Here is a 20335-nt window from a genome sequence, read left to right on the forward strand (position 1 = left end):
GAGACGGGTCATGGACCTGCTGCTGCGCGGTGCGACCATTGTGGACGGTACCGGTGAACCCGCGAAGCGTGGTGATGTCGCCGTACGCGAGGGCAGGATCGCGGCGATCACCGAGCCCGGCACGGGCACCGCTTCGCGCGTGATCGACGCGGGCGATCTGGTGCTGGCGCCCGGGTTCATCGACATGCACGCCCATTCGGACCTACAGATCCTGGCGAACCCGGACCACCTGGCGAAGGTGTCGCAGGGGGTGACCTCGGAGGTGCTCGGCCAGGACGGGCTTTCCTACGCCCCCGTCGACGACGAAGTGCTCGCCGCGCTGCGCGCCCAGCTCGCGGGCTGGAACGACGATCCCGCCGGGTTCGACTGGAACTGGCGCTCGGTCGGCGAGTACCTCGACCGGCTCGACCGCGGTATCGCGGTGAACGCCGCGTACCTGGTGCCGCAGGGCACCGTGCGCATGCTCGCGGTCGGCTTCGACGACCGGCCCGCCACCGAGTCCGAATTGGACCGGATGAAGGAGCTCGTCGCGACCGGGCTGCGCGAAGGCGCCGCCGGGATGTCCTCGGGGCTGACTTACACGCCGGGGATGTACGCGGGCACCGAGGAACTCGTCGCGCTGTGCGAGGTCGTCGGCACGCACGGCGGGTTCTACAGCCCGCACCACCGCAGCTACGGCGCGGGCGCGCTGGAGGCGTTCGCCGAGATGGTGGACATCTCGCGCCGCTCCGGCTGCCCACTGCACCTGGCGCACGCGACGATGAACTTCTCCGTCAACAAGGGGAAAGCGCCGGATCTGCTGCGCCTGCTCGACGACGCGGTCGCCGACGGCTGCGACATCACGCTCGACACCTACCCGTATCTCCCCGGCGCCACGTACCTTTCCGCGCTCCTGCCGAGCTGGTCCGCCGACGGCGGGCTCGACGCCACGCTCGCCCGGCTGTCCGATGTGGACGCCCGGGAGCGGATCAGGGCGGAGATCGAGGAAACCGGCTCCGACGGCGCGCACGGCGTGCCGATCGACTGGGACAGCATCGAAATCAACGGCGTGCGCGGCACCGAGCGGGAGCACCTCGTCGGGCACAGCGTCGCGGAATCCGCGCGGCGCCAAGGGGTTCCGTCCGCCGACCTGTTCTTCGACACCCTCATCGCCGAACGCCTCGGCACCTCTTGCCTGATGCACGTGGGACACGAAGAGAACGTCCAGGCGATCATGCGGCACCCGACGCACACCGGGGGCAGCGACGGCCTGCTTGTCGGCACCCGCCCGCACCCCCGCGCGTGGGGCACGTTCCCGCGCTACCTCGGGCACTACGTGCGCGAACTCGGCGTGCTCGGCCTCGAAGACTGCGTCGCCCACCTGACCGGACGCGCCGCGCGCAGGCTCCGGCTGCCCGACCGCGGCCTCGTCCGCGAAGGGTTCGCCGCCGATCTCGTGCTGTTCGACCCGGACACGGTCGCCGACACCTCGACCTTCGAGGAGCCGCGCCAGGCCGCGACCGGGATCCCGTACGTGTTCGTCAACGGCGTCGCCGCGATCGACGACGGCCGCCCCACCGGCGCGCTCGCCGGCCATTCCCTGCGCAACCCCGGGAGAGTCCGATGATCCACTGGCTGCAGCATTCCACCGGCGGGCTGCTCACCCTGGCCGCGGTGTCCATCGCGGTGCTGCTCGTGCTGATCATCAGGACCAAGATGGAGCCGTTCATCGCGCTCATCGTGGTCAGCCTGCTCACCGCGCTCGCCGCGGGCGTCCCGGTCGGCACGCTGGTCGGCACCGCGCAGAAGACCTCGGACTCCTTGCTGGAGAAGGGGTTCGGCGGGATCCTCGGGCACATCGCGGCCATCATCGGGCTCGGCACCCTGCTCGGCGCGATCCTCGAGAAGTCCGGCGGCGCGCGTGTGCTGACCTCGGCGCTGCTGCGCGCGTTCGGCGAGCGGCGCGCCCCGCTCGCGATGGGCGTCGCGGGCCTGATCTTCGGCATCCCGGTGTTCTTCGACATCGGCATTTTCGTGCTCGCACCGCTGGTGTACGTCGCGGCGAAACAGGGCGGCCGCTCGCTGCTGCTGTACTGCCTGCCGCTGATCGCCGGGCTTTCGGTGACGCACGCGTTCCTCCCGCCGCACCCCGGCCCGGTGGCCGCCGCGGGCCTGCTGCACGTCGACCTCGGCTGGATCATCCTGATGGGCGCGCTGTGCGGGATCCCGGCGTGGTTCGTCGGCGGCGTGCTGTTCTCGACCTGGATCGGCAAGCGGATGCACGTCGACATCCCGGCCGAGATGATGGTCGAAGACGAAACGCTCGACGGGAACGGGCAGACGCCGCCGTCGCTCGGCCTGGTCGCCGCCATCATCGCGGTCCCGCTCGTGCTGATCCTGGCGGGCACCTTCGGCAGCATCTGGCTGCCGAAGAACTCGGCACTGGCCGGGGTCGCGAACTTCGTCGGCACCCCGGCCGTCGCGCTCACCGTCGCGGTCCTGCTGGCCACGTGGCTGCTCGGGCACCGGCGCGGGATGGGCGGCAAGGAACTGTCGGAACTGTCCGCGAACGCGTTGCGGCCGGTCGCGATGATCCTGCTGGTGGTGGGCGCGGGCGCGTTCTTCGGCGCGGTGCTGTCGGCCACCGGCATCGGCAAGGCGGTAGCGGGCTCCCTCGGCGACGCGGGGCTTCCGGTGATCCTCGCGGCGTACGTGATCAGCTGCGGCATGCGGATCGCGCAGGGCTCCGCGACGGTCGCGATCGTGACCACGAGCGGGATCGTCGCGCCGACCGTCGCCGAGCTCGGGTACTCGCAGGCGCAGCTCGCACTCGTCGTGGTGGCGATCTCGGCGGGTTCGATCATCGCCTCGCACGTCAACGACGGCGGGTTCTGGATCGTCTCGCGCTACTTCGGGATGTCCGTCGCGAAGACCCTCAAGACCTGGACGGTGCTGGAGACGATCCTGTCGCTGTCCGGATTCGGCGTCGCCGCACTGGTGATGGCCTTCCTGTAGGACACGGGATAAGGAGTCTGAACACATGGCAGAACTTCCTCGTCGCCTCTTCCTCGGCGCGGCCGGTGCCGCCGCGGCCGTCGGCGCCACGAGTCTGGCGGGCTTGACCTCCGCGCAGGCCGCGAGATGCAAGGGCCGCGTCTTCTACGTCGGCAGCTACACCAGCCCCGGCGCGCCCGTCGGGCACGGGCTGGACGTGACCACGACGTCGAACGGCCCCGCGCTCACGCTCGACCACACCGTGAGCGGGGTGTCGGACGCGTCGTGGTTCGCCTTCTCCCCCGACGGCCGGATCCTGTTCTCCACCAACGAAGGCGTCCCCGACGGGCACGTCACCTCACTCGACGTCCGCGACCCGGCCAAGCCCCGCAAGATCAGTACCCAGCCGAGCCGGGGCTCCGCACCGACCCACCTGTGCGTGCACCCGAGCGGCCGTTACCTGCTGACCGCGAACTACGGCACCGGCAGCGTCGTGGTGCACCCGATCGCGCGCGACGGCAGGCTCGGCGCGTCCACCGATCTCGTGGTGCACCACGGTGCCGAACGCGACGCGCACGCCCACCAGGTGGTCGTCGACCCGAGCGGCCGGTGGGTGCTGTCGGTTGATCTCGGCGCGGACTCGGTGTACGTGTACTCGCTCGATCTGAAGACCGGGAAGCTGAAGCAGCACCAGCAGCTCGTGCTCCCCTCCGGCGCGGGTCCCCGGCACCTCGCCTTCCACCCGAACGGCCGATTCGCCTACATCGCACAGGAACTGCGGCCGGAGGTCACGGTCGCGACGTGGGACGCCGCCGCGGGCAAGCTCGCCGCGGGCGCCGTGGTGCCCGCCGTCGACGCGTCCTCGCCGGGGCCGAACTACCCCGGCGAGATCGAGGTGTCGGCCGACGGGCGGTTCGCGTACGTGTCGGTGCGCGGGGAAAACACCGTGGCCACGTTCGCGGTCAAGGACGGCGGGCTGGAGCGGCTCGGTGCCAACGCCACGACGGGTGGTGACTGGCCACGGCACCTCGTGCTGGACCCGGGGCAGCGCGGCGCGTACGTGTCGAACCAGAACTCCGGCACGGTCACCTGGCTGCCGCGCGACACCGCGTCCGGGAAACTCGGTGCGCCGCAACGCGTCTTCGCGGTGCCGTCGGTGGCAACGGTGGCCTTCCGGCACTGAATCAGCTGGTCTAGACCCTTGTGCGAGCTGGGCGACCCTCCTAAGCTCTGTTGCTAATAGCACAATCTGCATTGCATGGATTGCAACAGAACTACGGACTTATCGGAGATTCTTATGAGAATCCGTCGTCCCCTCCTCGCCGTGGTGCCTCTCGTCGCCGCCCTCGCCGCGTGCGCCCCGACCCAGTCGGGGCCCGCCGGCGCGGGCGGTGACGAGAAGACCGGCACGCTGCGGGTCTGGCTCTTCGACGAAGCCACCAGGGCACCGAAGGAAGCGACGGTGGCCGAGGCCGTCACCGAGTTCAAGGCGAGCCACCCCGGCGTCGAGGTCGACGTGCAGTGGATCCCGGTCGAGGGACGGGCGGACCGGTTCTCCGGCGCCTTCAACGACCCGAACAACGCACCCGACGTGGCCGAGTTCGGCAACACCGACGTCGCGGCGTACGCGAAGACCGGCGCGCTCGCCGACCTCTCCGGCGACCTGAAGTCCTGGAAGGAGGGCGCCGACCTCGTACCGTCCGTTGTGGACACCGCGAAGGCGGACGGCAAGGTCTACGGGCTGCCGTGGTTCACCGGTATCCGCGCGCTCTACTACCGCACCGACGTCTTCACCGAGCTGAACCTGAAACCGCCCGCGACGCTCGCCGAACTCGCCGACACCGCGCGCCGGATCCGGGCCGCGAAACCGGATCTGTACGGGATTTCCGTCGGCGGCAAGTACACCTACGCGATGCTGCCCTACCTGTGGGCGCAGGGTGGCGAGCTGGCCAAACAGGACGGTGGGAAGTGGACGGCCGCGATCACCTCGCCGGAGGCGAAGGCGGGCGTGGACGCGTACTCGAAGCTGATCAAAGATGACATCTGCCCGCCGCAGCAGTGCGGCAACTTCACCGGGACGCAGAGCGTGCAGGCGTTCGCGGGCGGCAAGGCGGCGATGACGATCGGCGGCGACTTCAACCGCAAGGCCGTCGAAGCCGGTGCGGCCAAGGGGAAGTACGCGGTGGTGCCGCTGCCGGGCAGCACCCCGGGTTCGGTCGCACCCGCGTTCGCGGGCGGCAACCTGCTCGGCGTGTTCGGCGCCAGCAAGCGGCGCGGGCTGTCGGTGGAGTTCGCCGAGCTGCTCGGCGGCGCGAAGTACCAGACCCAGATGTACTCCGCGATGGGCAACCTGCCCACGCTCGCGAGCGTGCAGCAGCAACTGTCCGCGAAGGACTCGTCGCTGAAGCCGTTCGTCGACACGCTCAAGGCGGGCACCCGGTTCGTCCCGGCCAGCCCGGCGTGGTCCCGCATCGACGCGCAGAACATCCTGCCGACCGCGATCCAGCAGATCGCCACCGGTGAGCGGAACGTGGACGCGGCGCTGCAGGACGCGGCGGACAAGATGAACACCGCGTTCGGCGGCTGAACATGGCGGCCCTGCTCGCACCGCCCGCATCGTCCACATCGGACTCCGGGCGGCGCCGCGCCCGCCCGTCCCGCCGCCGCGGGGACGGGCGGGCCGCGGCGCTCTACCTCGCACCAGCGGCGATCCTGCTGCTCGGCGTGCTGGCCTACCCGATCTACCAGCTGGTGCTGATCTCGGTCTACGACTACGGGCAGGCCGAGGCGGCCGGCGCCGCGCCGCTGGTGTTCATCGGCCTGCACAACTACACCGACCTGCTGGCGAACAGTGCCTTTTGGACGGTGCTGGCGAAGACGATCGGCTTCGCCGCGGTGTGCGTCGTGGGCAGCCTCGTGGCCGGCACGGTGCTGGCGATGCTCGCGAGCCGGGTGCGGCCGTGGGCGCGGACGCTGCTGTTCCTCGCCGCGCTCGGCGCGTGGGCCACCCCCGCGGTCGCCGGTTCCTACATCTGGCTCTTCCTGTTCGACGCGGACTTCGGGCTCGTGAACAAGGTCCTCTCCGGGATCGGTTTCACCGCCATGGAACGCCATTCGTGGACCTACGACACCTACGGCACGTTCGGGCTCGTCGCGCTCGAAGTGATCTGGTGCTCGTTCCCGTTCGTCATGGTCACCATGTACGCCGGGATCAAGGCGATCCCGGAGGAGGTGCTCGAAGCCGCTTCGCTCGACGGCGCGTCGGCACCGAAGACGGCCACCTCGATCGTGCTCCCGATGCTGCGGCCGGTGCTGATGATCGCCACCGTGCAGTCGATCATCTGGGACTTCAAGGTGTTCACCCAGATCTACGTGATGACCAACGGCGGCGGGCTCGCCGGGCGGAACCTGGTGCTCAACGTCTACGCCTACCAGCAGGCGTTCGCGGGCTCGCAGTACGGGCTCGGCGCCGCGATCGGCGTGGTGATGACGCTGATCCTGATGTCGATCACCGGGCTCTACGTGCGTTCGCAGAAACGGGAAGCGGGGCTGGTGTGAGCACGCTCGTACGCGCCCCGAAGCGGCGCCACAAGGGCAGGACCGTCGCCGAGATCGTCACCGTGGTCATCGCCGCGGTCATCGCGTTCCCGCTGTACTGGATGGTGCTCACCGCGCTCAAGCCCGCCGGGGAGATCCAGTCGGCGAGCCCGTCGCCGTGGACGCTCGCGCCGACCTTCGACAGCTTCCGCCGCGTGCTCACCGTGTCCGGGTTCGGCGGGTACTTCCTCAACAGCGTGCTCGTGGCCGTCGCCGTGGTCGCGCTGTCGCTGCTGCTGTCGTTCCTGTCCGCGGTCGCGCTGACCCGGTTCCGGTTCCGCGGCCGGACCGTGCTGCTGGTGATGCTGCTCGTCGCGCAGATGGTGCCGGTGGAGGCGCTGACGATCCCGCTGTTCTTCCTGATGCGCTCGATCGGTGGCGTGGTGCCCGCGTTCGGGCTGAACCAGCTCGGCTCGCTGGTGCTGGTGCACCTCGCGTTCAGCCTGCCGTTCGCGATCTGGATGCTGCGCGGGTTCGTCGCCGCGGTGCCGGTCGAACTGGAGGAAGCGGCCACTGTGGATGGTGCGAGCCGGTTCCGGTTCGTGTGGCAGATCCTGTTCCCGCTGGTCGCGCCGGGACTGGTGGCGACCAGTGTGCTCGCGTTCATCCACGCCTGGAACGACTTCCTGTTCGCGAAGACGTTCATCATCTCCCAGACCGAGAACCAGACGCTGCCGCAGGCGATGCTGGTGTTCTTCAAACCGGAGGAGAACGACTGGGGCGCGATCATGGCGTCGTCGACGCTGATGACCATCCCGGTGCTGATCTTCTTCGTGCTGGTCCAACGGAAACTGGTGTCCGGCATGGCCGGCGCCGTGAAGGGGTGAAGACCATGCCGGGGTTCGACTCACTGCTCCCCCGACCCGTTTCGGCGACCGCGACCGGCGGCTCGCGGCCGTGGCCCGCCGAAGTCGAAATCGAGAACTCCGACGCGGTTCCGGCGGAGGGATACCGCCTCGACATCGCCGAATCGGGAATCCGGATCACCGCGTCGGACGACTCCGGGGTGCGCTACGCCCGCGAAACCCTGCGACAGCTCGCGGGGCCGTCCGCGTTCCGCGCCGCCGACGTCCACTCCGGACCGATGACCGTCCCTTGTGGAACCGTGGTGGACGAGCCGAGGTTCGGCTGGCGCGGCTGCCTGCTGGACGTGGCGCGGAACTTCCGCACCAAGGCCGAGGTGCTCCGGTTCACCGATCTGCTCGCCGCGCACAAGCTCAACGTGCTGCACCTGCACCTGACCGACGACCAGGGCTGGCGGCTGGAGGTGCCGCGCTTCCCCAGGCTCACCGAGATCGGGGCGTGGCGGCGGGGCTCGATGGTCGGCAGGCACGACGGGCCCGAGCGCGACGGCAGGCCGCACGGCGGTTTCTACCGCACCGACGACCTGCGCGAGATCGTCGCCTACGCGGCCGAACGGGGCATCACGGTGGTGCCGGAGGTCGACGTGCCCGGCCACGTGACGGCCGCACTGACCGCCTACCCCGAACTGGGCGCGGAAAACAGTGCGCGCGAGGTGTGGACGTCGTGGGGCGTCAACGACGACATCCTCGACCCTTCCGAGTCCACTTTGGACTTCTTCCGCGCGGTGTTCGACGAGGTGCTGGCCGTGTTCCCGTCGGAGGTCATCGCCATCGGCGGCGACGAGGTGCCCGGCGCGACCGATCGGCACGGCGCCTTCCTCATCGAACTGGCGAAGTACCTGCACGAGCGCGGGCGCCGCGCGCTCGGCTGGGACGAAGTGCTCGACGCGGGCACGCTCCCCGCATCCGCGATCATCGGCTCGTGGCGCGGTGAGGAAGCGGGCGTGCGGGCCGCGGCGGCGGGGCTGGACGTGGTGATGTGCCCCGAGCAGTACGTGTACCTCAACCACCGCGAGTCCGATCACCCCGACGAGCCGATCCCGGTGGGCTTCCTGAACACGGTCGAGGACGTCCACGCCTACGAGCCGCTGCCACCGGGCCTGCCCGAGGACGCCCGGCACCGGGTGCTCGGCGCGCAGGCCCAGGTGTGGAGCGAGCACCTCGACACCGTCCGGCGCGTCGACTACGCCACGTTCCCCCGGCTGTGCGCGTTCAGCGAGGTGGTGTGGAGCCCGGCCGGAGACCGCGACACCGCCGAGTTCACCGAGCGGCTGCGCACGCACCACCTGCCGCGGCTGGACGCGCTCGGGGTCGAGTACCGCCCGCTCGACGGCCCGCTGCCGTGGCAGACCCGCCCCGGCGTCCCGGGCCGCCCGCTCTGACGTCCCCGGGAGGGCTTACTGGCCGTAGCCCTGTTGCGGGTAGCCGCCGCTCTGCGGGTACTGCTGCTGTTGCTGCGGATACGGCTGCTGCGGCGCCTGCGCCTGGGCTTGCTGCGGTGGCGCCTGCCCGTCGGCGGGGACGACGTAGACCGCGGTGCCGTAGGCCGCGATCTCGCTCGCGGTGTTCGCGATCTCGTTGCAGTCGAACCGCAGCGCCAGCACCGCGTTCGCGCCGTGCGCCATCGCTTCCTGCGCCAGCCGTTGCAGCGCTTCGTACCGGGAATCGGACAGCAGCTTCGTGAGGCCCTTCAGCTCACCGCCCGCCATCGCCTTGAACCCGGCGCCCATGTTGGAGAACATGTTCCGGCTCCGGACGGTCAGCCCGAACACTTCGCCGAACACGGTGGCCACCCGGTAGCCGGGCAGGTCGTTCATGGTGGAAAGCATGATCGGAAACTGCTGCGGATATGGCTGGTTCATGCGCCGGATCGTATCCGGCCGTCGCCGATCGAACCGACTCGATGCCTCGCCGTCCCTTTTGTCACACGATCGTGCGATACCAGACTTCGGGCCTGCCGACCTGCCCGTACCGCGGTTCGCGGGCGGCGATCCCGTTGTCCGCCAGGTACTCGAGGTACCGCCGCGCGGTCACCCGGGACACCCCGGTCCCAGCAGCCGCCGCTCCCGCGGAAAGCCCGTCCGACGCGGATTTCAGCGCGCCGCGAATCGCGTCGAGCGTTTCTTCGCTCATTCCCTTCGGCAACGCGGGCCGTTCGGAGGTCCGCAAGGTCGCGAATGCGCGGTCGATATCGCCCTGATCCGCCGCTTCGCCCGTTTTCCCGACGGTGCGGTGGAATCGGGCGTATTGATCGAGCTTTTCCCGGAACGACGCGAAGGTGAACGGTTTGAGCAGGTACTGCACGACCCCGGAGGACACGGCGGCCTTCACCACCGCGAGATCGCGCGCCGAGGTCACCGCGATCACGTCGGCCGTGCTGCCCGCGGCCCGCAGCGCGCGGCACACCGCGAGCCCGTGCCCGTCCGGCAGGTAGAAGTCGAGCAGCACCAGGTCGACGGGCGTGCGCTCGCAAAACCTGAGCGCCTCCCCGCCCGAGTGCACCACACCGGCGACCTCGAACCCCGGCAGCCGCGTGACGTACTCGCGGTGCGCTTGGGCGGCGACCGGGTCGTCTTCGACGACGAGAACCGAAATCACCCCGCGCTCCCTTCACCCGGCAACCGGACGGTGAAGACGGCACCGTCGACCTCGATCGTGCCACGATGCCGCCGGACCACCTGAGCGGCGAGCGCGAGCCCGAGGCCGTGTCCCACCTCGCCGCCGCCCGGTTTCGTGGTCCAGCCTCGCCGGAACACCGCGTCGGCGGCGTCCGTGGGCACCCCGTCACCGGTGTCGCTGACCCGCATGAGCAGGCTGTCCCCGTCGGGGCGGACGGTGACGGTGACCCTCGGCCGCCGCTGCGCCGCGGTCTCGATCGCCGCGTCGATCGCGTTGTCGACGAGGTTGCCCAGCACGGTCACCAGATCGCGCGACGGGATGGTCACCGTGGCGTCCACGGTCGAATCCGGGGTGAGTTCGAGATCTGCGCCCCGTTCGGCGGCCTCGGCGGCCTTGCCCAGCAGCAGCGCCGCGAGCACCGGTTCCTCGACCGCGCCGAGCACGCGGTCGGTCAGGTGCTGGGCGACCGCCAGCTCCTCGGTGGCGAACTCGACCGCGTCCACCGGCCGCCCCATCTCGACCAGCGACACCACGGTGTGCAGCCGGTTCGCCGACTCGTGCGCCTGCGACCGCAGCGATTCGGCCAGTCCCCTGATCGTGGTCAGCTCGCCGGTCAACGCCTGCAACTCGGTGTGGTCCCGCAGGGTCACCACGGTGCCGCGCTCGCGGCCGTCCGAGCTCACCGGCTCGGTGTTGACCACCAGCACGCGCGTCTCGGTCACGTGGATCTCGTCGGTGCGCGGACCGCTGACGAGCGACCGCGCGAGCGGGTCGGCGAGGCCGAGCCCGTCGACCTCGCGCCCGGCCGGGTCGTCGTCGAGCCCCAGCAGCTCGCGCGCCGCGTGGTTGCACAGCACCACGGTCCCGCTCGCGTTCACCAGCACCAGCCCCTCCCGCACGGTGTGCAGGATCGCTTCGTAGTAGCCGAACATCCCGGACAGCTCGGCCGGCGCGAACCCGCGGGTCTGCCGCCGCAGCCGCCTGCCCACGAGCAGGCTGCCGCCGATCCCGACCAGCAGCACCGCGATCGCGACGATCACCAGCGGCGGCAGCCGCTCCCCCAGCTCCTGCGCGATCGCCTTGATCGTGATCCCGGCGCTGACCAGCGCGACCACGCGGTGGTCCCGGTCGAACACCGGGACCACCGCGCGCACGGACTCGCCGAGCGTGCCGAGGTAGGTCTCGGTGAAGACCTTGCCCCGCAACGCTTCCGCGATGTTCCCGGCGAAGCGCTGGCCGATGAGCGAGGGGGTCGGGTGGGTGTACCGGATCCCGTCGGTGTTCATGATCGTCACGAAGTCCACCCCGGTGTCCGCGCGCACCTTTTCCGCGAACGGCTGGAGCGCCACACTGGGGTCCTCAGTGGACAGTGCGGAAAGGACACTCGGGGTGTCGGCGATGGTGGCCGCCACCGTGGTCGCCTCTTCCCTCGACCGGTCCGTCACGGCGGTCCTGGCGTCGAAGTAGGCCAGCGTGAACCCCACGGCGACGAGCACCGCGACACCGGCCGTCTGCACCACGAGCAGCTGCCCCGCGAGGCTGAACCGCCGCCCGCGCGGCCTCCGCGACTTCACCGTCATCGGTCCATACCAGCACATCGGCCGTACGGCGGCGCGGCCGCTAGGTGCCAACGCGGGCCGGGCGCACCGCGGGCGCCTTAGCTTCGGCGGATGCGCTCACACCTGGTCAGGTTGCTGTTCCTCGCCACGCCCACGGCCCTGCTCGTCACCGGATGCGGTACCGAAAGCCCGCCGCCACCGGCCGCACCGGCCCCGCCGGTCGCGTCACCCGTGACCACCACTACGCCCGCCACGACCACCTCACCGCCGCCTCCGCCGTTCACCGCCGCGGACGGTGGCAACCTCAAAGCCTGTCGCGACGGCACGTGCGAGGTCTTCGTCAAGGCCGGGGACTCCGTCCCGAACGCCAGCGGCGACGGGCCCATCACGATCACGGCCGTGGACGACGGAGTCGTCATGAACACCGGCTCGTTCGCCGGAATGCACCTCGATGTCGGTCAAACGGTGAACCTGGAACTCAAGGCCGCCCAGGTCATCCAGCTCGTCGCCGTCCGAGGCGACCGGGGCGTGCTGCGGCTGAGCCGGAAATGAGCCGGAACCGGTGACCGCGAGTACCGGCTCACTGACCGAGCGAGGACCCTTTCGCCTGGTCGGTGAACTCAATGAACACAAGGGTGACCGGGGTCATAACGCTGCCGATAGTGACTGCCAGCCCGCGCCGGTGACGGCGCTCTCGTTCCCCGCTGGAGGCAGTGTTGCCGACTTCCGCCGCATCCCCGGCCGCGCCACCGCGCCGAGATCGGATGCACCACCTGTACCTGGCCGTCGTGGCCGCCGTCGTGCTCGGCGTGCTCGTCGGTTTCCTCGCGCCGGGGTTCGCCAAGGAGCTCAAGCCCCTCGGCACCGCGTTCGTGAACCTGATCAAGATGATGATCTCGCCGATCATCTTCTGCACCATCGTGCTCGGCATCGGCTCGGTCGCGAAGGCGGCGAAGGTCGGCAAGGTCGGCCTGCTCGCGATCGGCTACTTCCTGGTGATGTCGACCTTCGCGCTCGCGATCGGGCTCGTCGTCGGCAACCTGCTGCACCCCGGGTCCGGCCTGCACCTCGACCCGGCCGCGGCGTCCAAAGTGCACGCCCAGGCGAAGACCGAGGGCACCACGGAGTTCCTGCTCGGCATCATCCCGGAGAGCATGCTCTCCGCGTTCACCGAAGGGTCCGTGCTGCAGACCCTGCTGATCGCGCTGCTGTCCGGGTTCGCGCTGCAGAAGCTCGGCGCGAAAGGGCAGCCGATCCTGCGCGGGGTCGAGCACATCCAGCGCCTGGTGTTCCGGATCCTGTCCATGATCATGTGGGCCGCGCCGGTCGGCGCGTTCGGCGCCATCGCCGCCGTCGTCGGCGAAACGGGCTGGGGCGCGTTGAAGAGCCTCGCGGTGATCATGATCGGCTTCTACGCCACCTGCCTGCTGTTCGTGTTCATCGTGCTCGGGTCCGCGCTGTGGCTCGGCGCCAGGGTCAGCATCTTCTCACTGCTGCGCTACCTCGCCCGCGAGTTCCTGCTGATCGTGTCCACCTCGTCGTCGGAGTCGGCGCTGCCGAGGCTCATCGCGAAGATGGAGCACCTCGGGGTTTCCAAGCCCGTCGTCGGCATCACCGTGCCGACCGGGTACTCGTTCAACCTCGACGGCACCGCGATCTACCTGACCATGGCGACGCTGTTCGTGGCGACCGCGCAGGGCAGCCCGCTCGGCCTCGGCGAGCAGATCTCCTTGCTGGTGTTCATGATCATCGCGTCGAAGGGCGCGGCGGGCGTCAGCGGCGCCGGGATCGCGACGCTCGCGGGCGGGCTGCAGTCGCACCGGCCCGATCTCGTCGACGGCGTCGGGTTCATCCTCGGCATCGACCGGTTCATGTCCGAAGCGCGCGCGGTGACCAACTTCGCGGGCAACGCGGTGGCGACCGTCCTCATCGGATCGTGGACGAAGGAGTTCGACGCCGGCCGGGCGAGCCGGGTGCTCTCGGGCAAGGAACCCTTCTCCGAGGCCAGCCTCCTCGACGACGCCCCGAAAACGGAGGACCCGAAGCTCGGCGACGCCCCCGCGCCGAGCTGACTCAGGCCCCGGCCAGGTGGTTCCGCAACCCCCACAGCCCGCGCCGCATCATCAGCGCGTGGTTGGCGCGGAACACCGGCCGGGCCACCCGGTCGAGCTTGCGCAGCAACGGTTTGCGCGCCTCGACCTCCTGGGTGATCTCGAGGTGCGTTCCGTCCCCCGCGCGGGTCACCGATCCCGCGAGGAACCCCTCGAGATCACCCGAGAGCCCGACGCGGAGGCGGCCCGATTCGGAATCCTCGACGTCGCGGTGCATGCGCAGCACGAGCCGGTACGGCAGGCTCGCGCGGCACACCAGCTCCGCGGTGTCGGCGTCCACCTGCCGCACCGACCGGACATCGGACCACCAGCGCGGGTAGTGCTCGAGGTCGACGACCGCGTCGAACACCGCGCGCACCGGCGCGGGCAGCAGCCAGACCGTGCGGAAGCGGTACGTGCCGACCATGCTCCGATAGTAGGAGCACTGCGCTTCCCGGCCACCGGCACACGCTTGTCCGTGCCCGGCCGCTCTCGTACAGTGAGCCCCGGTCCGCCGCACCTGCCCCACCGGGGGCACGACCGAACCCGCACCGCCGCCGCCTTGTCCCCACGAGGAGGTTGGATGCTGTCGAAACGAGCCGGGATCCTCGCCGCCGCGCTGGCCGCGGCCGGGCTGCTGGCCACCGCCCCTGCCGCGCTCGCCCAGGTCGGCTCCGGGAACTGGACGCCGGACAGCCCGTCGTTCAAGGTCCAGGAGAAGGGCTGCGGGAAGGTCAGCGACCTGACGTTCACCCTGAGCTGCTCCTCGGACAGCGGCGAGCAGCGCGCGGAACGCCGGTACGACACCTATTCCGGCGGCACGCACCAGTTCGAGGGCTACTTCAAGATCACCAGCCAGAGCGGCTCGCGGATCAGCCTGAAGCAGACCTTCCACGGCGACCAGGGACCGTTCTTCATGCTGGCCGTGGAAAAGGGTGGCCGGATGTACTCGGTCGAGGGCGGGCAGACGATCAGCGGCGGCGCGACCGTCGGCACCAGCGTCCGCGTCAACACGATCAACCAGGTCGGCAGCACGCACAAGACCTACATCAACGGGTCGCTGAAGCACACCACGTCCAGCCCCGGCGGCGACTTCTACGACAAGTTCGGCGCCTACCGCACCGCGAGCGGGGCCGGGCCGATCACGGTGACCTGGGACAAGATCCGGTTCTGGCACCAGTGATCCGGCGGGCACTGGCCGCGGCACTGCTGCTGGCGGGGGTGGCGGGCTGCGCGGCGCAGCAGGCCGCCACCCCCGCCCCGGCCGGGCTCACCGCGACCCTCGACTCCCCCGTCGACGTGACCCTGCACTGGCCGGACGACGCGCCGGGCGCGGCGGGGTGGATGGTCGAGTTCGCGACCGAGCCCGGCGGCCCGTACACGACGCTCGGCTTCCTGCCGCCGCACCAGAGCAGCTACCACCACCCCGATCTGCTGCCGGAAACCCCGTTCTACTACCGGGTCCGCCCGTACTACGGCGGCACGAGCGGCGAGGTGGCCGTCACCGTGCCCGCGAGCGCGCCGGACCTCAGCGCGTCCGATCCGCAGTGGCCGAACCCCCGCCCCGGCCCGCACCCCGGAGCCCCCGCGGCGGCGCTGCGCGACGATCCGGCGGCCGCCGCGCCGTCCGATCTCGCGGCGAAGGTGATGACGGCGGACGGGATCCGGTTCACCTGGACCGACCACGCCACCGACGAGGACGGCTTCCTGCTGGAGGCGAAACCCGAAGGCGCGCCGGGATTCGCCCCGGTGGAAGTGCTCGACCGCGACATCGGCTCGTGCGGCCTGGCCACCCTCCCGCAGGAGCGCTCCGCCGCGTTCCGGATCAGGGCGTTCCGCTACGGCGCACTGTCCACTGTGGCCTATCAGCACACCGGGAAAGCACCCGCTTAGGTGCGGCAGCGGGTCATCCACGCCGTCGCACGTCGGCGGCCCTTTGCCGGAACTTCCGCTCACCACCAAGGCGATCGCCCCGACAGCCGTAGCAGCGAAGCCGACGGTCAGCGTCAAGCACGAGACGATCATCGCCAGCACCGTCCGGTAGCCCACCATGCCTCCTCGTGCGGAGCGGTCCGGATTGCGTGACCGCGCTCCGCACCCCGTCCTCGGCTGAGGGGGCAAGCTACCCGTCGCCGACCGGGACCTCTCCCGATCGCGCGACAGTTCCAGTTCCCCGAAGAGGCGGGATCAGGCGAGTACCTCCTTGAGGAACTGGCCGGTGTAGCTCTCGTCGACCGCGGCCACGTCCTCCGGGGTGCCCGTGGCGACCACGGTGCCGCCGCCGGAGCCGCCTTCCGGCCCCATGTCGACGATCCAGTCGGAGGTCTTGATCACGTCGAGGTTGTGCTCGATCACGATCACCGTGTTTCCCTTGTCCACCAAGCCGTTGATCACGCCGAGGAGCTTGCGGATGTCCTCGAAGTGCAGGCCCGTGGTCGGCTCGTCGAGCACGTAGACGGTCTTGCCGGTGGACCGCTTCTGCAGCTCGCTCGCGAGCTTCACGCGCTGCGCCTCACCACCGGACAGCGTCGGCGCGGGCTGGCCGAGCCGCACGTACCCGAGCCCGACGTCGACCAGCGTCTGCAGGTGCCGGTGGATCGCCTTGATCGGCTCGAAGAACTCGGCGGCCTCCTCGATCGGCATGTCCAGCACCTCGGACACGGTCTTGCCCTTGTAGTGCACCTCGAGCGTCTCGCGGTTGTAGCGCGCGCCCTTGCACACCTCGCACGGCACGTACACGTCCGGCAGGAAGTTCATCTCGATCTTGATCGTGCCGTCACCGGCGCACGCCTCGCAGCGCCCGCCCTTGACGTTGAACGAGAACCGGCCCTGCTGGTAGCCGCGGACCTTCGCCTCGGTGGTGGAGGCGAACAGCTTGCGCACGTGGTCCCACACGCCGGTGTAGGTGGCCGGGTTGGACCGCGGGGTGCGGCCGATCGGCGACTGGTCGACGCGGACCAGCTTGTCCACGTTGGCGAGCCCGTTGACCCTGGTGTGCCTGCCAGGCACCTGGCGGGCGCCGTTGAGCTTGTTGCCCAGCACCGTGGCCAGGATGTCGTTGACCAGCGTGGACTTCCCGGAGCCGGAGACCCCGGTGACCGAGACCAGGCAGCCGAGCGGGAACTCGACGTCGACCCCGCGCAGGTTGTGCTCGCGCGCGCCGACCACGGTGAGCTGGCGCTTGCGGTCCACCGGCCGCCGGATCGACGGCACATCGATGGTCTCGCGCCCGGACAGGAACGCGCCGGTGAGCGAGCCCTTCGCCTTCAGTAGCTTCTTGTACGGTCCACTGTGGACGATGTGGCCGCCGTGCTCGCCCGCGCCGGGGCCGATGTCGACGACCCAGTCGCTCGACCGAATGGTGTCCTCGTCGTGCTCGACCACGATCAGGGTGTTGCCGAGATCGCGCAGCCTGGTCAGCGTCTCGATGAGCCGGTGGTTGTCGCGCTGGTGCAAGCCGATCGAGGGTTCGTCGAGGACGTAGAGGACGCCGACCAGCCCGGAGCCGATCTGGGTGGCGAGCCGGATCCGCTGGGCCTCGCCGCCGGACAGCGTGCCGGAGGCGCGGTCGAGCGAGAGGTAGTTCAGCCCGACGTCGAGCAGGAAGCGCAACCGCGCCTGGATCTCCTTGAGCACCGCGCCCGCGATCATCGACTGGCGCTTGTCCAGCTTCAGCTCGTCCAGGAACTCCGAGGCCTCCGCGATGGAGAGCGCGCACACCTCGGCGATCGACCGGTCACCGCGGGTTTCGTGCTGGAGGGTGACGGCGAGGATCTCCGGCTTGAGCCTGCTGCCCTCGCAGGCGGGGCACGGCACCTCGCGCATGTAGCCCTCGTACCGCTCGCGCATGTACTCGGAGTCGGTCTGCTCCTGGCGCCGCTCCAGGAACGGGATCACGCCCTCGAACGAGGCGTAGTAGGAGCGCTGGCGGCCGTACCGGTTGCGGTAGCGGACGTGGACCTGGTCGGCGACGCCGTGCAGTACCGCCTTCTGCGCCTTCGCGGGCAGGCGGCGCCACGGCGTGTCCATCCGGAACCCGATGGTCTCGGAGAGCGATTCGAGCAGCCGCTGGAAGTACTCCGCGCTCTGCCCGCCGGACCACGGTGCGATGGCCCCCTCTTCGAGGGACAGCTCGTCGTCCGGGACCACCAGCTCGGGGTCCACTTCCTTGCGCACGCCGATACCCGTGCAGTCGGGGCAGGCGCCGTACGGCGAGTTGAACGAGAACGACCGCGGCTCGAGGTCCTCGATGGCGAGCGGGTGCCCGTTGGGGCACGCCAGGTTTTCGGAGAACCCCCTGACCCGGTGCGGGTCGTGCTCCGGCAGGTCGACGAAGTCGAGTTCGACCAGCCCGTCGGCGAGGCGCAGCGCGGTCTCCACCGAGTCGGTGAGCCGCTGCTTCGAGCTGGGCTTGACCGCGAGCCGGTCGATCACCACGGAGATCTGGTGCTTCTCCTGCTTCTTCAGCTTCGGCGGATCGGTCAGCGAGTGGACCGTGCCGTCCACCATGGCGCGCGCGTAGCCCTGCTGCTGCAGGTTCGAGAAGAGGTCGAGGTACTCGCCCTTGCGGCCGCGGACGACCGGCGCGAGCACCTGGAACCGGGTGCCCTCGTCCATGTCGAGCACCTGGTCGACGATCTGCTGCGGGGTCTGCTTGCTGATCCGCTCACCGCATTTCGGGCAGTGCGCGACGCCTGCCCTCGCGTAGAGCAGCCGGAGGTAGTCGTAGACCTCCGTGATGGTGCCGACCGTCGACCGCGGGTTGCGCGAGGTCGACTTCTGGTCGATCGACACCGCGGGTGAGAGGCCCTCGATGAAGTCGACGTCGGGTTTGTCCATCTGGCCGAGGAACTGGCGCGCGTACGCCGAAAGCGACTCGACGTAGCGGCGCTGCCCCTCGGCGAAGATCGTGTCGAAGGCGAGGCTCGACTTGCCCGAGCCGGACAGACCGGTGAACACGATCAGGCTGTCCCGCGGCAGGTCGATGTCGACCCCGCGGAGGTTGTGCTCGCGTGCGCCGCGAACAACGAGGCGATCAGCCACGGATGTGTCCCTTCCCTGGAAAACGATGGCCTGGGTCGTGGGGTGCCAGCTCCTCGCGCGGTGCACGGAGACCTGCACGACAGGCCTCGTCCATGCTAGGACGAGGCACCGACAAAAATCGGCGGTGGCACTGCCGGAGCTTGTTTTCGCAGGTCATCGGGCGGCGACTCCTGGACGGCGGGTACTCGGCCGGGCCACCGGCCGTGTTCGCTGGCACCGTGTGCGAACCCCCGGCACCGCGGCGCGGGCGTCACGGGGTTCGTCGGTGCAGCAAGTAAACGCCCCGCGGTATTCCAGTCGAACACCGGGTCGATTGACACCGGGCGGCGGCCCCCGTATGGGCTACCCCTCGCCGGTGCCGAGGTGGCCACTGACGGTGGGCCCGCGAATGGCTAGGGTGGCGAGCGTGAACGTCGCAGACGAATACACCGGGCACGTCGAACCGGGCGGCGACGCCGCCCGCCGCACCCTGGACGCGGTGACCATCACCAAGCTGTCGGTCGGCTCGATGGACAACAACGCGTACCTGCTGGTGTGCCGCGAGGAGAACGAGGGGCTCCTCATCGACGCCGCCGCGGACCCCGACCGCATCTCGGACCTGATCGGGCACGGCCCCGACCGCCCGGCGCTGCGCACCGTCGTCACCACCCACCAGCACCCCGACCACTGGCAGGCGCTCGGCGCCGTCGCGGGCGCGAACGGCGCCAACACCGCCGCGCACCCCCTCGACGCCGACCCGCTGCCGGTACCACCGGACTTCCTCGTGGAGCAAGGCGACACACTGTCCTTCGGCCAGTGCACCCTGGAGGTCATCCACCTGCGCGGCCACACCCCCGGCTCGATCGCGCTGCTCTACCGCGACCCGAACGGCCACGCGCACCTGTTCACCGGCGACTCGCTCTTCCCTGGTGGCGTAGGGCGGACCACTTCGCCGGAGGACTTCTCTTCGTTGATCGACGATGTCTCGTCGCGGATCTTCGACACGCTCGGGGACGACACCTGGTTCTACCCCGGCCATGGCGACGACTCAACGCTCGGCGCCGAACGGCCGAAGCTCCCGGAGTGGCGCGAACGCGGCTGGTGAGCCATGCCCGCACCACGTCGCCGTCAACTGGATCCAACTGCATACGGCGGAGGCCTGCCGATCTTGATCCTGCGGTGGGAGCTTCGCATGCTGCGCCGCATGTTCGCATGGTTGTTCCATGCACGCGGCGATGCCGACAAATGGCGCCGTCTGCTCTCCCGGTTGAGTACACAGCAGGCTGATCTGGTCGTTGTCCATAGGGTCTATCAGCTGGCCAGAACAGGGACCAAGGCCATCATCCGGTTCGAACCCTCGGGTAAACACCAAGACTCGTGGTTCGAGAGCAGACGCGTTGTTCGTGGCGAGTACCTGGTGATTACAGGGCACGACGGCGTCGGTCACCACCACAAGACACTATGCCGTTATGTCGAACGAGGACAGTTGCTCGCGCGCGCGAGCAAGCGAGACCGCCGAGCCTACATGCGGGAAAACAGCGTCAGTTAGGTCGAACCTGTCAGTCTCATTTCACGCTGTTGATGGAATGCCCTGTTCCCCGAGCAGCGCAGG

Annotated in this window: 18 protein-coding genes; 13 read left to right on the top strand and 5 right to left on the bottom strand. The window is 69.8% G+C overall.

Annotated elements, in window-relative coordinates:
- Positions 1–10 precede the first annotated feature (10 nt).
- From HUW46_RS02775 to HUW46_RS02805, 7 genes are all read left to right on the top strand, one after another.
- Positions 11–1606, top strand: coding sequence for an N-acyl-D-amino-acid deacylase family protein (locus HUW46_RS02775; protein ID WP_215545757.1), 1596 nt, complete (start codon positions 11–13; stop codon positions 1604–1606).
- Positions 1603–2994: a GntP family permease gene (locus tag HUW46_RS02780; RefSeq protein WP_215545758.1), complete on the top strand. Its 1392-nt coding sequence runs from the start codon at positions 1603–1605 to the stop codon at positions 2992–2994. The genes HUW46_RS02775 and HUW46_RS02780 overlap by 4 nt, the downstream gene beginning before the upstream one ends.
- A gap of 25 nt (positions 2995–3019) precedes the next feature.
- Positions 3020–4156: a lactonase family protein gene (locus HUW46_RS02785; protein WP_215545759.1), complete on the top strand. Its 1137-nt coding sequence runs from the start codon at positions 3020–3022 to the stop codon at positions 4154–4156.
- A 114-nt stretch (positions 4157–4270) separates the two neighbouring features.
- Positions 4271–5560 carry an extracellular solute-binding protein gene (locus HUW46_RS02790; RefSeq protein WP_215545760.1) on the top strand — a complete coding sequence of 430 codons (1290 nt, stop codon included), beginning with the start codon at positions 4271–4273 and terminating at the stop codon, positions 5558–5560.
- A 2-nt stretch (positions 5561–5562) separates the two neighbouring features.
- Positions 5563–6531: a carbohydrate ABC transporter permease gene (locus HUW46_RS02795; RefSeq protein ID WP_215545761.1), complete on the top strand. Its 969-nt coding sequence runs from the start codon at positions 5563–5565 to the stop codon at positions 6529–6531.
- On the top strand, positions 6528–7397 hold the full coding sequence (locus HUW46_RS02800) for a carbohydrate ABC transporter permease (RefSeq protein ID WP_215545762.1): 870 nt from the start codon (positions 6528–6530) through the stop codon (positions 7395–7397). Before HUW46_RS02795 ends, HUW46_RS02800 begins: the two co-directional genes overlap by 4 nt.
- 5 nt (positions 7398–7402) lie before the next feature.
- Positions 7403–8815 (top strand): beta-N-acetylhexosaminidase, encoded by a 1413-nt coding sequence (locus HUW46_RS02805; protein ID WP_215545763.1) that lies wholly within the window; start codon positions 7403–7405, stop codon positions 8813–8815.
- Positions 8816–8830: 15 nt separating this feature from the next.
- On the opposite strand, the gene HUW46_RS02810 is transcribed toward HUW46_RS02805, so the two are convergent.
- From HUW46_RS02810 to HUW46_RS02820, 3 genes are all read right to left on the bottom strand, one after another.
- Positions 8831–9295: a YbjQ family protein gene (locus HUW46_RS02810; RefSeq protein WP_215545764.1), complete on the bottom strand. Its 465-nt coding sequence runs from the start codon at positions 9293–9295 to the stop codon at positions 8831–8833.
- 61 nt (positions 9296–9356) lie between these two features.
- On the bottom strand, positions 9357–10031 hold the full coding sequence (locus tag HUW46_RS02815) for a response regulator (RefSeq protein WP_215545765.1): 675 nt from the start codon (positions 10029–10031) through the stop codon (positions 9357–9359).
- A complete protein-coding gene (locus HUW46_RS02820; RefSeq protein ID WP_254125758.1) occupies positions 10028–11632 on the bottom strand; it encodes an ATP-binding protein in 1605 nt (534 codons plus the stop codon). The genes HUW46_RS02815 and HUW46_RS02820 overlap by 4 nt, the downstream gene beginning before the upstream one ends.
- 90 nt (positions 11633–11722) lie before the next feature.
- Here HUW46_RS02820 and HUW46_RS02825 point away from each other — a divergent pair, with 90 nt between their 5' ends.
- On the top strand, positions 11723–12163 hold the full coding sequence (locus HUW46_RS02825) for a hypothetical protein (RefSeq protein WP_215545767.1): 441 nt from the start codon (positions 11723–11725) through the stop codon (positions 12161–12163).
- Between the two features lie 212 nt (positions 12164–12375).
- Positions 12376–13683 (top strand): cation:dicarboxylate symporter family transporter, encoded by a 1308-nt coding sequence (locus HUW46_RS02830; protein ID WP_215545768.1) that lies wholly within the window; start codon positions 12376–12378, stop codon positions 13681–13683.
- Position 13684: 1 nt separating this feature from the next.
- On the opposite strand, the gene HUW46_RS02835 is transcribed toward HUW46_RS02830, so the two are convergent.
- Complete coding sequence (locus HUW46_RS02835) at positions 13685–14128, bottom strand: SRPBCC family protein (RefSeq protein ID WP_215545769.1); 444 nt, start codon at positions 14126–14128, stop codon at positions 13685–13687.
- A 156-nt stretch (positions 14129–14284) separates the two neighbouring features.
- On the opposite strand from HUW46_RS02835, the gene HUW46_RS02840 reads away from it, so the two are divergent.
- The gene (locus tag HUW46_RS02840; RefSeq protein ID WP_215545770.1) at positions 14285–14884 is read left to right on the top strand and encodes a hypothetical protein; all 600 of its coding nucleotides are present in this window, start codon (positions 14285–14287) and stop codon (positions 14882–14884) included.
- Positions 14881–15594, top strand: coding sequence for a fibronectin type III domain-containing protein (locus HUW46_RS02845; protein ID WP_331477219.1), 714 nt, complete (start codon positions 14881–14883; stop codon positions 15592–15594). Before HUW46_RS02840 ends, HUW46_RS02845 begins: the two co-directional genes overlap by 4 nt.
- 294 nt (positions 15595–15888) lie before the next feature.
- On the opposite strand, the gene uvrA is transcribed toward HUW46_RS02845, so the two are convergent.
- Positions 15889–18744 carry an excinuclease ABC subunit UvrA gene (gene uvrA, locus HUW46_RS02850; protein WP_215545771.1) on the bottom strand — a complete coding sequence of 952 codons (2856 nt, stop codon included), beginning with the start codon at positions 18742–18744 and terminating at the stop codon, positions 15889–15891.
- Between the two features lie 388 nt (positions 18745–19132).
- Between uvrA and HUW46_RS02855 the strand changes: the two genes are divergently transcribed.
- Both HUW46_RS02855 and HUW46_RS02860 read left to right on the top strand, forming a co-directional pair.
- The gene (locus HUW46_RS02855) at positions 19133–19828 is read left to right on the top strand and encodes an MBL fold metallo-hydrolase (RefSeq protein WP_442860910.1); all 696 of its coding nucleotides are present in this window, start codon (positions 19133–19135) and stop codon (positions 19826–19828) included.
- 87 nt (positions 19829–19915) lie between these two features.
- Positions 19916–20272, top strand: a complete 357-nt coding sequence (locus HUW46_RS02860) for a hypothetical protein (protein WP_215545773.1) — start codon at positions 19916–19918, stop codon at positions 20270–20272.
- The last annotated feature ends 63 nt before the right edge of the window (positions 20273–20335 follow it).

Source organism: Amycolatopsis sp. CA-230715 (assembly GCF_018736145.1).
Lineage (GTDB): Bacteria > Actinomycetota > Actinomycetes > Mycobacteriales > Pseudonocardiaceae > Amycolatopsis.